The organism is Microbacterium sp. BE35, assembly GCF_031457705.1.
GTDB classification, from domain to species: domain Bacteria; phylum Actinomycetota; class Actinomycetes; order Actinomycetales; family Microbacteriaceae; genus Microbacterium; species Microbacterium trichothecenolyticum.
In genome coordinates this window covers 216,284-228,510 of the sequence record NZ_JAVDXD010000003.1, presented here as the reverse complement: position 1 = coordinate 228,510, position 12,227 = coordinate 216,284, and the positions used below count along the sequence as shown (strand labels likewise).

General features: G+C 70.7%; 13 protein-coding genes. 3 read left to right on the top strand and 10 right to left on the bottom strand.

Annotated features, from left to right (window positions below; genetic code table 11):
• Positions 1-29 precede the first annotated feature (29 nt).
• Genes coaD through J2Y46_RS12410 form a run of 3 tightly spaced genes read right to left on the bottom strand, consistent with a single transcriptional unit; the run spans position 30 to position 3,113 of the window.
• Complete coding sequence (gene coaD, locus J2Y46_RS12420; RefSeq protein WP_045297915.1) at positions 30-527, bottom strand: pantetheine-phosphate adenylyltransferase; 498 nt, start codon at positions 525-527, stop codon at positions 30-32.
• 41 nt (positions 528-568) lie between these two features.
• Complete coding sequence (locus J2Y46_RS12415; protein ID WP_310242654.1) at positions 569-2,731, bottom strand: ATP-dependent DNA helicase RecG; 2,163 nt, start codon at positions 2,729-2,731, stop codon at positions 569-571.
• Between the two features lie 37 nt (positions 2,732-2,768).
• Entirely contained in the window at positions 2,769-3,113 is a 345-nt protein-coding gene (locus tag J2Y46_RS12410) for a hypothetical protein (protein ID WP_310242652.1), read from the bottom strand.
• On the opposite strand from J2Y46_RS12410, the gene J2Y46_RS12405 reads away from it, so the two are divergent.
• Positions 3,112-3,399, top strand: coding sequence for a hypothetical protein (locus tag J2Y46_RS12405; RefSeq protein WP_310242649.1), 288 nt, complete (start codon positions 3,112-3,114; stop codon positions 3,397-3,399). The genes J2Y46_RS12410 and J2Y46_RS12405 overlap by 2 nt on opposite strands.
• Before the next feature lie 47 nt (positions 3,400-3,446).
• Positions 3,447-4,010: a 16S rRNA (guanine(966)-N(2))-methyltransferase RsmD gene (rsmD, locus tag J2Y46_RS12400; RefSeq protein ID WP_045297919.1), complete on the top strand. Its 564-nt coding sequence runs from the start codon at positions 3,447-3,449 to the stop codon at positions 4,008-4,010.
• Positions 4,011-4,035: 25 nt separating this feature from the next.
• Here rsmD and thiL read toward each other — a convergent pair whose 3' ends face one another.
• Positions 4,036-5,016 (bottom strand): thiamine-phosphate kinase, encoded by a 981-nt coding sequence (gene thiL / locus J2Y46_RS12395; protein ID WP_396653192.1) that lies wholly within the window; start codon positions 5,014-5,016, stop codon positions 4,036-4,038.
• Between the two features lie 72 nt (positions 5,017-5,088).
• On the opposite strand from thiL, the gene J2Y46_RS12390 reads away from it, so the two are divergent.
• Entirely contained in the window at positions 5,089-5,586 is a 498-nt protein-coding gene (locus J2Y46_RS12390; protein WP_245619540.1) for a DUF3515 family protein, read from the top strand.
• 9 nt (positions 5,587-5,595) lie between these two features.
• On the opposite strand, the gene J2Y46_RS12385 is transcribed toward J2Y46_RS12390, so the two are convergent.
• The 6 genes from J2Y46_RS12385 to leuC all read right to left on the bottom strand — a co-directional run bounded on the left by J2Y46_RS12385 (position 5,596) and on the right by leuC (position 12,033).
• A complete protein-coding gene (locus J2Y46_RS12385) occupies positions 5,596-6,711 on the bottom strand; it encodes a D-alanine--D-alanine ligase family protein (RefSeq protein WP_045297920.1) in 1,116 nt (371 codons plus the stop codon).
• Positions 6,611-7,747 (bottom strand): NAD(P)H-dependent glycerol-3-phosphate dehydrogenase, encoded by a 1,137-nt coding sequence (locus tag J2Y46_RS12380; protein ID WP_310242644.1) that lies wholly within the window; start codon positions 7,745-7,747, stop codon positions 6,611-6,613. The genes J2Y46_RS12385 and J2Y46_RS12380 overlap by 101 nt, the downstream gene beginning before the upstream one ends.
• Entirely contained in the window at positions 7,737-8,501 is a 765-nt protein-coding gene (locus tag J2Y46_RS12375; protein ID WP_045297922.1) for a 1-acyl-sn-glycerol-3-phosphate acyltransferase, read from the bottom strand. Before J2Y46_RS12375 ends, J2Y46_RS12380 begins: the two co-directional genes overlap by 11 nt.
• A 4-nt stretch (positions 8,502-8,505) precedes the next feature.
• A complete protein-coding gene (gene murA / locus J2Y46_RS12370) occupies positions 8,506-9,888 on the bottom strand; it encodes a UDP-N-acetylglucosamine 1-carboxyvinyltransferase (RefSeq protein ID WP_245619541.1) in 1,383 nt (460 codons plus the stop codon).
• 74 nt (positions 9,889-9,962) lie between these two features.
• Complete coding sequence (gene leuD / locus J2Y46_RS12365; RefSeq protein ID WP_045297923.1) at positions 9,963-10,559, bottom strand: 3-isopropylmalate dehydratase small subunit; 597 nt, start codon at positions 10,557-10,559, stop codon at positions 9,963-9,965.
• A gap of 1 nt (position 10,560) precedes the next feature.
• Entirely contained in the window at positions 10,561-12,033 is a 1,473-nt protein-coding gene (leuC, locus tag J2Y46_RS12360; protein WP_045297924.1) for a 3-isopropylmalate dehydratase large subunit, read from the bottom strand.
• Positions 12,034-12,227 lie beyond the last annotated feature (194 nt).

The following is a 12,227-nucleotide window of genomic DNA, read 5'->3' as shown; positions in this document are numbered from 1 at the left end:
CACGGTTCCAGCCTAGCCGCGGTTTCTGGTCAGATGCCGCGCGCGCCGGTGTCGAGGAATCGCGCCACGGCCGGCGGCACGAACGGCGACACGTCTCCCCCGAGCGACGCGACTTGCCGCACCAGCGAGCTCGAGACGAGGGCGTGCGCCGGATCGGGCAGCAGGAACACCGTCTCGACGTGCGCGAGGTGGCGGTTCACGATCGCCATCGGCGTCTCGTACGCCACATCGACCTGCGACCGGATGCCCTTGACGAGCACGCCGGCCCCGACATCCGTCGCGTAGTCCACCAGCAGGCCCATGCTCCACGAGGCGACGATCACGTCGCCCTCGATCTCGGCCTCCGCGATCGACTGCTCGAGCAGCGACTGGCGCTGCGCGATGGGGAGCATCGCCTCCTTGCCGGGGTTGTGCACGACCAGCACATGAAGCTCGTCGTACAGCGAGGCGGCGCGCCGGATCACGTCGAGATGACCGAGGGTCGGCGGATCGAACGATCCCGGGACGACGGCGATCCGGCTGCTCATGCGGTCCAGCCTAGTGGGCCGTCCCCAGGGCCTCCGACGCGTCAGTTCTTGGCGAGCGCCGCGCGCTCCGCCATGCCGACGTTGCGCTCGAGAGCGGCGGCGAGCCCGGGATGCCGCAGCAGTGCGGGATCCTCGGCGAGCAGCTTCTCGGCCGCCACCCGCGCTTCGGAGATGATGTCCGCGTCCTTCACGACCCGCAGCAGTCGCAGCGACGACCGTGCCCCGGACTGCGCATCGCCGAGCACATCGCCCTCGCCCCTCAGCTCGAGGTCGATCTCCGCAAGGGCGAAGCCGTCGAGGGTGGAGGCCACGGCTTCCACGCGCTCGCGGGCGGGGCTGCCGACCGGAGCCTCTGTCACGAGCAGGCAGAGCCCCGGGATTCCGCCGCGCCCCACGCGTCCGCGCAGCTGGTGCAGTTGCGACACGCCGAACCGATCGGCCTCGAGGATCGCCATCGTCGAGGCGTTCGGCACGTCGACGCCGACCTCGACCACGGTCGTCGCCACGAGCACATCGATGTCGCCACGGGCGAAGGCCTGCATGACCGCATCCTTCTCGTCCGACGGCATCTTGCCGTGGAGGACCTCGACGCGGATTTCCGAGAACGACGGATGCCGCGACAGCAGGTCGGCGACCTGGACGACGCCCCAGCGGGTCCGGCTCGCCTCGCCTCCCGTGTCGCCGGCGGGCTCGTCGGCGGTGTCGTCCTTGGTGAGCTTCTCGGCGTCGATGGCGGCGCACACGACGAACGCCTGCCGGCCCTGGGCGACCTCTTCGGCGACGCGCTCCCACACCCGCGCGAACCAGCCCGGACGTTCGGCGAGCGGCGCGACGAAGGTCTCGATGCCCGCGCGGCCGGCGGGCATGGTGCGGATGGTCGACACGTCGAGATCGCCGAACACCGTCATCGCCACAGTGCGCGGGATGGGCGTCGCGGTCAGCACGAGCGCATGGGGTGACGACCCCTTGGCGCGCAGCGACTCGCGCTGCTCCACGCCGAAGCGGTGCTGCTCGTCGACCACGACGAGACCGAGGTCGGCGAAGGTCGTGCTCTCGCTCAGGAGCGCGTGCGTCCCGACGACGATGAGCGCCTGTCCGGAGGCGGCGCGCAGCGCCGCCTTGCGGCGTTCGGCCGCCGGGAGCTGCCCGGTGAGGAGCGTGGGCATGAGCTCGGGGGCGAGCTTCGGCCCCAGCATCCGTGCGATCGACCGAACGTGCTGCGCGGCAAGGACTTCGGTCGGCGCGATCAGGGCGGACTGACCACCGGACTGCGCGACCTGGAGCATGGCGCGCAGCGCGACCAGCGTTTTGCCGGAGCCGACCTCGCCCTGGACGAGGCGGTTCATGGGCCAGTCGCCTTGCAGGTCGCGCGCGACGTCGTCGCCGACCGTGATCTGGTCGGGGGTCCGTGGGAACGGCAGGCCCTCGTCGAATCGCTCGAGCAGCGTTCCCGGAGCACGCTTGGTCGCCGACAGCGCACGGACGAACTGCCGCTGCTGCAGGAGCGCGACCTGCAGGACGAAGGCCTCCTGCATGCGCAGCGTGGCGCGCGCGGGGTCGATCTGCTCGAAGTCGGTGGGGCGGTGGATGTGTTCGATGGCGGACCGGGCCTCTATGAGGCCGTGCCGTGCGCGCAGCTCGTCGGTGAGCGGCTCGGGCACCTCGCCGAGTCCGTCGAGGACGAGTTCGACGATCTTCTGCAGCTGCCAGCTCGCGACCGTGCTCGTCGCCGGGTAGATCGGGATGGGCAGATTGGCGTTCGCCTGCACCTTCAGCCTCGCCGTGTCGGCATCTTCGAACAGCTCGTAGTCGGGGTGGGCGAGCTGCTGGACACCCTTGTAGATGCCCACCTTGCCCGCGAAGATCCCCTGCCTGCCCGGCTGCAGGTCACGCACGCGCCACGACTGGTTGAAGAACGTCAGCGACATCTCGCCGTTGCCGTCGCTGATCACGACCTCGAGCAGCGACCCGTTCCGGTTCTTCATGCGCCGCTCGCTGACGCGGCGAACCTCGGCGACGATGGTCACCGGCTCGCCGAGCGGCAGTGTCGAGATCGGCGTCAGCTCGCCGTGGCGCGCGTAGCGGCGGGGATAGTGGACCAGCAGATCGCCGACGGTCGTCATGCCGAATGCGCGCTCGAGGGCCGCCGCGGTCTTTCCGCCGATCGCGCCGCCGAGGCTCGAGTCGAGGGTGAAGGAGGCCACGCCACGAGTCTAGGAGCGACCGGCGACGTCCCGTGCGCTAGCCGAAGATGGACTCCACGATCTCGGAGAGGAACGCGCGCCCGTTGCGGTTCACCGTGGAGAGGTAGATCCAGACCCCGTCGCGCGCGACGATCATCTCCTCGGTGTCGGTCCCCTGTCCGGGGAGCACGCAGAACTCCGCACCGAAGTCATCCGACACCTGGCATGTGTAGCCCTGTGCGGGGAGGTCGGCGACCGCGGCGGTGACGGCCTCCGGCGTCGCGATGCTGATGAGCAGCAGCATTCCGGTCGCATCGCCGACGATCCAGTCACAGCCCAGCGCGAGCGTCGCGCCATCGGGAGCCGGCCGCACGAAGCCCTCACCGTTGCTCTGCAGCGTCATGTCACCGACCGCCGCCTGCCACGTCGCGGGCGTCGCGAGGTTGTTGCAGTCGGTCGGCAGCGCGACCGGTGCGGGCTCGGTCGGCGTCGGTGTCGACGACGGGCTCGGAGACGCCGAAGGCGATGCCGAAGTCGTCGGCGACGTCGTCGGAGATCCGCCGCCGCTCGCGCATCCCGCGAGCACGAATGCAGCCGCGACGAACGCGATCACCGCCGATGAAACCCTGGTCCCGCTGCGATTCATCTCGACCCCCATCGATTCCGGGCTCCCCCACTCGCGATCATAGGGGCGCGCACGACCGGGCCGCATGGGGCGGGCCGATATCGTGGGAGGGTGACGCGCATCATCGCCGGCCGTGCGGGCTCGCTCATGCTCGACGTGCCCGAGGCCGGCACCCGGCCCACGAGCGATCGTGTGCGCGAGTCCCTGTTCGGCGCACTGGAGTCCGCGGACGCTCTCCGCGGCGCCGCCGTGCTCGACCTCTATGCCGGCTCGGGCGCACTCGGGCTCGAAGCGGTCAGTCGCGGTGCGGCTTGTGCCGACCTCGTGGAGAAGTCCCCGCGGGCCGCGACCATCGTCCAGCGCAACGCGGGCAGGGTGAGCAAGGCCGTGGGAACCGGCACCACGATCCGCGTGCATCGCGCGTCGGCCGACTCCTTCCTGCGGTCGGCCCGCGGCCCGTTCGACGTGGTCTTCCTCGATCCGCCCTACGACCTCGGCGAGACCGAGCTGTCCTCGACCCTGGCGCTGCTCGTGCCGGTCCTCTCCGCCGGGGCCGATGTGGTGATCGAGCGCGCCACGCGCTCCCCCGAGCCGAGCCTGCCCGACGGACTCGTCGCCACGCGCTCGAAGCGCTACGGCGACACCGTGATGTGGTGGGCGACCACCGCCGGCTGATCTGAAGCATCCGGCCGATGCCGGATCAGCCGGTGCCGGAATCCCAATCGCGGTAGGGGTCCCAGCCGCCGCGGCCGTCGTGAGGCCGGCCGTCGACGAGCACGGCGTCCTGGCCTCGCGCCAGCACCACGCCCACCCGGACGAACCCGTGCGGCAGCGGTCGGTCCGCCGGGAACGTCGCCAGCAGCGCGTGGTCCTCACCGCCCGCGAGTGCCGATGCGATGTCGGGTCCGAGCACCGCTGATTCGAGGGCGATGGTGACATCGGATGCTGCGGCCATGCGCGACGCGTCGAGCACGAGGCCGTCCGACACGTCCATCATCGCCGTCGCCCCCGCGTCGGCCGCCTCGGGACCGAGCCACACGGGAGGCGACGGACGCAGCTGCGCCGCGAGATCGGCGAGCTCCGCGTGGTCGAGCAGGCTCTCGTCGACCGGGACCGGGTGGCCCTCGGCATCCGTGAATCGCTCGAAGAGGATGCCGAGGCCGCGCGCCGCGCGTCCCAGGTCGCCCGCCACCGCGACGAGGTCGCCGGGTTCGGCGCCCGAGCGCAGCACCGGTGCGCGACCCGCGAGAGCCCCCAGGGCGGTCACCGCGATCGTGAGGGTGTCGGAGACCGTGAGGTCGCCGCCTTCGACCCGGCAGCCGGGCGCGAGCTCGCGGCAGGCGGCACGCAGGCCGTCCGCTATGCCGGTGACGAAGGAGAGACGTGTCGCATCGGGCATGGCGAGGGCGACGAGCAGGGCGGTGGGCGTCGCGCCCATTGCAGCGACGTCCGCGAGGTTGACGGCAGCCGCCTTGTAGCCCAGGTCGAACGCGCTCGACCACGCGAGGCGGAAGTCGGGACCGTGGACCAGCGTGTCGACGGTCGCCACGACGCGGCCGTCCGCGGCGGCGATCACGGCCGCATCGTCGCCCGGTCCGACGAGGGCGTTCGATTCGCCGAGGCGCTCGAGGATGCGCCGCAGGATGCGCCCCTCGCTGAGCTCGCCCACCGTCGGATCCATGCGCTCGTCGACCACACGACCACGCTACCGGTGCCGGCGTCGTCCGCCGCGCCGCCGGGTTAGCCTGGAACGGTGCGTGTTCTCCCCTTCCTGATTGCGTTCGGGCTCACGATGGCGGCTGCCGTCGGCGTGACGGGGTGCACCACCACCGTCGACCTGGATCCCGCGGAGGCCGCGAACGACCCGCTCTGCGCGGAGGTCACCTCGAATCTTCCGGGAACGGTCAGCGGTCAGGCGCGCCGGTGGACCGACGCACAGGCGACGGGCGCGTGGGGCGATCCGGCGAAGGTGCTGCTCACGTGCGGTGTCGCGCCTCCGGGACCGACCACCCTCCCCTGCCAGGACGTCGCAGGCGTCGACTGGATCATCGACGACTCCGATGCGCCGCGCTTCCGCGTGACCACGTTCGGCCGCACCCCCGCCGTGGAGATCTACCTCGACACGACCGCCGACGAGAACGGCGACGGCGTGTCGAGCCGCGACGTGCTCGACGCCTTGTCGCCGATCGTCAGCGTGCTGCCGGTCGACGGCCGGTGCCTCGATCGCAGCGAGGCGACCCCCGCTCCCTGAGGCCCCGGCTCAGCGAGCCGCGCGGACGACGACCGTCTGCCGGGCGCGCTCGAGTGCAGTGTCGATGAGCTCGGTGATGAGCTCGGGGTACGACAGCCCCGACGCGATCCAGCACTTCGGGAACATGGAGATCGGCGTGAACCCCGGCATCGTGTTGAGCTCGTTGACGTAGAGCCCGTCCGCGGCGAGGAAGAAGTCGACGCGCGCGAGCCCCTTGCCGTCGACCGCTTGGAAGGCACGGATGCCGAGCGCCTGGATGGCGGCGATCTCGCCGTCGGTCAGGTCGGCGGGGCAGACCACCTCGGCACCGTCGCCACCGAGGTACTTGCCCTCGAAGTCGTAGAACTCGCGCGTCGTGAGCACGATCTCGCCGGGCAGCGATGCGCGCGGAGCGGCGCCGCCGCGGCCTTCGAGGATGGCGACCTCGACCTCGCGGCCGACGATCGCCGACTCGATGAGCACCTTGTCATCCTCGGCGAACGCGAGGGCGAGCGCCGCATCGAGCTCCGAGGCGTCGTGGACCTTCGAGACGCCGACGCTCGAGCCGGCGCGCGCGGGCTTCACGAACGACGGCTCACCGAGGGTCGCAGCGTCCGCTCGGACACCCTCCGGGTCGCGCTCCCAGCGCTCCTGCGTCACGGTGACCCAGGGGGACACGGGCACGCCCGCCGCCTGCAGGACGATCTTCATGAAGTGCTTGTCCATGCACAGCGCGGAGTCGAGCACGCCGCCGCCCGCGTACGGGATCTCCAGCGTGTCGAAGTAGCCCTGGATCGTGCCGTCCTCGCCGTGAACGCCGTGGAGGATCGGGAGCACGACGTCGAGGGCGCCCAGGTCGTCGACGGTTCCATCGGCGCGGCGCACGCGCAGTTGGCGGTCGCCGACCTCGGGCCACAGCACACGGGTGCCGTTGTCGACGACCTCCGGAAGCCGTTCCGCGTCGAGGGCGAACTTGTCGGGGTCGTCGTCCTCGAGGACGAACACGCCGTCCCGCGTGATCCCGACGGGGATCACGCGGTAGTTGTCACGGTCGATCGCCCGCAGCACCCCGCCCGCCGTTGCGGAACTGATCGAGTGCTCGCTGGATCGACCGCCAAAGAGCACCGCCACCGCCGGCTTGTCCATTCGTCGTCCTCTCGCCCTGGGGGGTGTCGTCATCGGTCGTGAGATGCGGCGCGATGTCGCGAGGGTTCATTGTGCCGTCGAGCACCATCTTCACCTGCTCGACGATGGGCATCTGCACGCCCACCTCCCGCGCCAGCTGCAGGATGGGCGCGACGGACGCGAGCCCCTCCGCCGTCTGGTTCATCTGCTTCACGACGTCGTCGAAGCGATAGCCCTGGCCGAGCAGTCGCCCGGCGGTGTTGTTGCGGCTGAGCGGCGACTGGCACGTCGCGATGAGGTCGCCGAGTCCGGCGAGACCCTGCAGCGTCTCGTGCTGGGCGCCGAACGCCACCGCGAAGTCCGTCATCTCGACGAGGCCGCGCGTGATGATCGAGGCCTTCGTGTTCTCGCCGTAGCCGACGCCGTCGACGATGCCGATCGCCACCGCGATCAGGTTCTTGAGCACGCCACCGAACTCGGTGCCGATCACGTCGGTGTTGACGAACGTGCGGAAGTACTTGTTGCGCGCGCGCCGGGCGACGGCCTCTGCCGTCTCCTGGCTCGTCGAGGAGATGACGGCCGCGGTCGGCTGCTCGCGGGCGATCTCGAGGGCGAGGTTGGGGCCGGAGGCGACCGCGATGCGCGCGGGGTCGCAGTGCAGCTCCTGCTCGATCACCTGGCTCATGCGCAGGCCCGTACGCCGCTCGACACCCTTCATGAGCGACACGATGGGCGCGTCACTCTGCGAGATCAGCGGGCGGACCGCTTTCAGGTTCTGGCGCACCGCCTGGCTCGGGATCGACAGGTAGATCTGCTCGGCGCCCTCGAGCGCCTCCGACAGGTGGTGGGTCGCGTGCATGTCGCGCGGCAGGTTGATGCCGGGGAGGTACTCGCTGTTGCGTTTGCCCTCCTGGATCTCGCTCGCGAGCTCGGGGCGGCGTGCCCACATCGTGACGTGGGCACCGCCGTCGGCCAGGATCTTGCCGAACGTCGTGCCCCAGCTGCCCGCGCCGACGACGGCGACGCGCGGGCGCGCGGCATCCTGCCTACGGCTCAAGGCGCCCCGTCTCCTTCTGGCCGTGATCGGCCGGGTTCCAGCGCTCCGCGGGTGCGGGCTCGCCGCGCAGCTGAGAGAGAAGGCCCGAGATGTCGGCCATCACGGCGTCCGTCGCCTCGACGAGCGCGGTCTGCGACGAAGGCGCCCCGGTGTACGCCGAGAGGTCCACCGGGTCGCCCACGATCACGCGCACGCGGCGGCGCAGCGGCCACAGCTTGAGCTTGCCGTAGCGCGGGAGCACCTGCTGGGCGCCCCACTGCGCCATGGGGATCACCGGGATGCCTCCCGCCAGCGCGAGGCGGACGGCTCCGGTCTTGCCACGCATGGGCCAGAGGTTCGGCTCGCGGGTGAGCGAGCCCTCCGGGTAGACGATCACGCCGCGACCGTGCCGCACGAGCGTCTCCGACGCCTCGAGCGTGGCGCGCGCCGCGGCGGCCGACGTCGCCCGCGCGACCGGCACCATCCCCGTGATGCGCAGCACCCAGCCCAGCACCGGCACCCGGAACAGGCTCTCCTTCGCCATGAACCGGGGCGCACGACCCAACCGCCACACGGCGAGGGCGACCACGAGCGGATCGATCTCGCTCATGTGGTTCGGAGCGAGGACGTAGGCGCCATCGCGAGGGAGTTTCCTGCCGTCTTCGATCTCCAGTTTGAAGAGCAGGCTCAGCAGCGGCACGAGGAGGCCGGCCAGTGGCCAGAAGGCGCTCGGTCGCGTCTTCTCGGCCGACGCGCGCGGACGATCAGTGGACACCGGGTTATCCGATGACGTCGAAGTCGGCGCCGAGCTGGTCGAGCTTGGCGAAGAACTTCTCGTAGCCGCGACGGATGATCCCTACGTTGCGTACGACCGACTCCCCCTCGGCGGCCAGTGCCGCGATCACGTAGCTGTATCCGCCGCGGAGGTCGGGCACGACCACATCGGCGCCGTGGAGAGGTGTCGGGCCGTTGATCACGGCGGCCTGCTCGAGGGCTCGGCGGGGAACGCGGCGACCGGGCGCATCGATGCCGTCGCGGTGCACGACGATGTCGGCCCCCATGAGGTTCAGCGCCTCGGTGAATCCGAGCCGGTTCTCGTACACGGTCTCGTGCACGGTCGACTCCCCCTCGGCCTGGGTGAGCGCGACGATGAGCGGCTGCTGCCAGTCGGTCATGAAGCCGGGGTGCACATCGGTCTCGACGACGACGGGCTTCAAGGCCCCGCCGCGGCGGAACTGGATGCCATCCTCGCGGACGTCGAACCATCCGCCGGCCTTGCGGAAGACGTTGAGGAAGGTCAGCATCTCCTGCTGGCGCGCTCCGCCGACGAAGATGTCGCCGTCGGTCGCCAGCGCCGCGCACGCCCACGAGGCGGCCTCGTTGCGGTCGAAGATCGCGCGGTGGTCGTACCCGCGCAGCGAGTCGACCCCCTCGATGAAGATGACGCGGTTCGGCTCGTACGAGATGATCGCGCCCATCTTCTGGAGCACCGCGATGAGATCCATGATCTCGGGCTCGATCGCGGCGTTGCGCAGTTCCGTCACGCCTTTGGCGCGCACGGCCGTGAGCAGCACCTGCTCGGTCGCGCCGACGCTCGGATACGGCAGCTCGATGTTCGCGCCGTGCAGCCCGTCGGGCGCGGTGATCCGGATGCCCTCGTAGCTCTTGTCGACGACGGCGCCGAAGGCGCGCAGCGCGTCCATGTGGAAGTTGATCGGGCGATCCCCGATGCGGCAGCCGCCGAGGTCCGGGATGAGCGCCTCACCGAGCAGGTGCAGCAGGGGTCCGCAGAACAGGATCGGGATGCGGGAGGCCCCGGCGTGCGCGTCGATCTCCTCGAAGTGGGCTGCGACGGCCCCACTCGGGTCGAGGTGGATCGTGCCCTCCTCCTCGCCGTCCACGACGCGCACGCCGTGGACTTCGAGAAGGGAGCGGACCACCTGGACGTCGCTGATGTCGGGGACGTCGCGCAGCGTGCTGGCGGTCTCTCCGAGCAGCGCCGCGACCATCGCCTTCGTGACGAGGTTCTTGGCACCCTTGACCTCGACGCGCCCCGTCAGCGGTCGCCCGCCCCGGATCGCGAGGACTTCGCCGGTCCGTTCCTGCTCTCCCGCTTCGGCAGTGGTGCTTTCGCCGGCGGCGACGTTCAGGAGCGGCTTCATCCGGTGGTCCTCACTTGGTGTGCAGAGGGGGCTTGCGACGGTCGGGTGCCCGGGGTCTGGGCGCCCGGCCCGGCTTACGGAACGGGAAGTGTCCGCGGCCGCCACGCCTCTCGGCGAGCCTCGAACTGCGCGATCTTGTCTGCGTCGCGCAGCGTGAGCCCGATGTCGTCGAGCCCTTCGAGAAGCCGCCACCTAGTGTAATCGTCGATCTCGAAAGGGAGCTCCAGCGCGCCGATGCGCGCGGTGCGGGCGTCGAGGTCGACCGTCATCGAGACGCCGGGATCCGCCTCGATGGCGCCCCACGCGGCCTCGAGGTCGGCCTCGGAGATCACTCCGGCGACGAGTCCCTGCTTGCCCGCGTTCCCGCGGAAGATGTCGGCGAACCGCGGGCTCAGCACGACCTTGAACCCGAAGTCGCGCAGCGCCCACACCGCGTGCTCGCGGCTCGAGCCGGTGCCGAAATCAGGACCGGCGACGAGGATGCTGGCACCCGCGTACGCCGCCTGGTTGAGCACGAACTCGGGGTCCTGGCGCCAGCTGGCGAACAGGGCGTCCTCGAAGCCCGTCTTGGTGACGCGCTTCAGGTAGACCGCCGGGATGATCTGGTCGGTGTCGACCGCGGAGCGCTTCAGCGGCGCGGCGATGCCGGTGTGCGTCGTGAACTTCTCCATGTCAGGCCTCCGTGCCCTCGGCTGCGGCCGCGACGGGCGCGGGAAGATCGCCCGGGCTCGCGAGGCGGCCCATGACGGCGGTGGCGGCGGCGACGAGCGGCGAGACGAGGTGCGTACGGCCGCCCTTGCCCTGACGGCCCTCGAAGTTGCGGTTGCTCGTGGAGGCGCAGCGCTCCCCGGGAGCGAGCTGATCGGGGTTCATGCCGAGGCACATCGAGCACCCGGCGAAGCGCCACTCGGCGCCGAAGTCTTCGAAGATCTTGTCGAGGCCCTCGGCCTCCGCCTCGAGGCGCACCCGAGCCGAGCCCGGGACGACCATGACGCGCACGCCGTCCGCCTTCGTGCGGCCCTCGATGACGGATGCGAACGCACGGAGGTCCTCGATGCGGCTGTTCGTGCACGAGCCCATGAACACGGCGTCGACGGGCACCTCTTTGAGCGGCGTGCCGGGCACGAGATCCATGTACTCGAGCGCGCGCTCGGCTGCGGCACGCTCGTTGGGGTCGGCGAAGTCCCCCGGTGAGGGGACGGACGCGCTCAGCGAGACGCCCTGGCCAGGATTCGTGCCCCACGTCACGAACGGCTCGAGCTCGGCGGCGTCGAGGAACACCTCGGCGTCGTAGACCGCGCCCTCGTCGCTGGGCAGCGTCCGCCAGTAGGCGACGGCGTCGTCCCAGTCCTGACCGGTCGGCGCGTGCGCACGGCCCTTCACGTACGCGAAGGTGGTCTCGTCGGGGGCGACCATCCCGGCGCGGGCGCCGGCCTCGATCGACATGTTGCAGATCGTCATGCGGCCCTCCATGGAGAGGGACCGGATGGCGCTGCCGCGGAATTCGAGCACGTAGCCCTGCCCGCCGTTCGCGCCGATCTTGGCGATGATAGCCAGCACGATGTCCTTGGCCGTGACGCCGGGCCTCAGCTCGCCCTCGACCGTGATCGCCATGGTCTTGAAGGGCTTGAGCGGCAGCGTCTGCGTCGCGAGCACGTGCTCGACCTCGCTGGTGCCGATGCCGAACGCCATCGCGCCGAACGCGCCGTGCGTGGAGGTGTGCGAGTCTCCGCAGACGACCGTGATGCCCGGCATGGTCAGCCCCAGCTGCGGTCCGACGACGTGGACGATGCCCTGCTCCTTGTCACCGAGCGAGTGCAGTCGCACACCGAACTCGGCGGCGTTGCGGCGGAGCGTCTCGATCTGCGTGCGGCTGGTGAGGTCGGCGATCGGCTTGTCGATGTCGAGCGTAGGGGTGTTGTGGTCCTCGGTCGCGATCGTCAGGTCGAGGCGCCGCACCGGGCGGCCCTCCCCACGCAGACCGTCGAAGGCCTGGGGGCTGGTGACCTCGTGCACCAGGTGCAGGTCGATGTAGATCAGGTCCGGCTGACCGTCTTCGCCGCGGACGACGACATGGTCGTCCCACACCTTCTCGGCGAGGGTGCGGGGACGGTCGGGGATGCCGGATGCATCGGTCGTGCTCATAGCTAGTCGTTCTCCTCTGTGGGACTGCGCCCGAAAGGGGTGGGGCCCGCGACGAACTCCGCGACGAGGGAGGCCTGGGGACTAGGACTCGTCGCGGCCGCTAAGGAGAAGGCGAGCGATCCGCACGTGCCCAGGCTACCACCGCCGATGCGGGCACCCGCGCCGCCGCCGTCATCTGCCGTCTCTCCCCTCGC

Bases quoted from the DNA above. Each gene is read 5' to 3' on its own strand.
- coaD (WP_045297915.1), bottom strand. From the start codon at position 527: ATGAGCAGCCGGATCGCCGTCGTCCCGGGATCGTTCGATCCGCCGACC.
- J2Y46_RS12405 (WP_310242649.1), top strand. From the start codon at position 3,112: ATGTCACCGACCGCCGCCTGCCACGTCGCGGGCGTCGCGAGGTTGTTG.
- J2Y46_RS12410 (WP_310242652.1), bottom strand. From the start codon at position 3,113: ATGACGCTGCAGAGCAACGGTGAGGGCTTCGTGCGGCCGGCTCCCGAT.
- thiL (WP_396653192.1), bottom strand. From the start codon at position 5,016: ATGGATCCGACGGTGGGCGAGCTCAGCGAGGGGCGCATCCTGCGGCGC.
- J2Y46_RS12385 (WP_045297920.1), bottom strand. From the start codon at position 6,711: ATGGACAAGCCGGCGGTGGCGGTGCTCTTTGGCGGTCGATCCAGCGAG.
- murA (WP_245619541.1), bottom strand. From the start codon at position 9,888: ATGAAGCCGCTCCTGAACGTCGCCGCCGGCGAAAGCACCACTGCCGAA.
- leuD (WP_045297923.1), bottom strand. From the start codon at position 10,559: ATGGAGAAGTTCACGACGCACACCGGCATCGCCGCGCCGCTGAAGCGC.
- leuC (WP_045297924.1), bottom strand. From the start codon at position 12,033: ATGAGCACGACCGATGCATCCGGCATCCCCGACCGTCCCCGCACCCTC.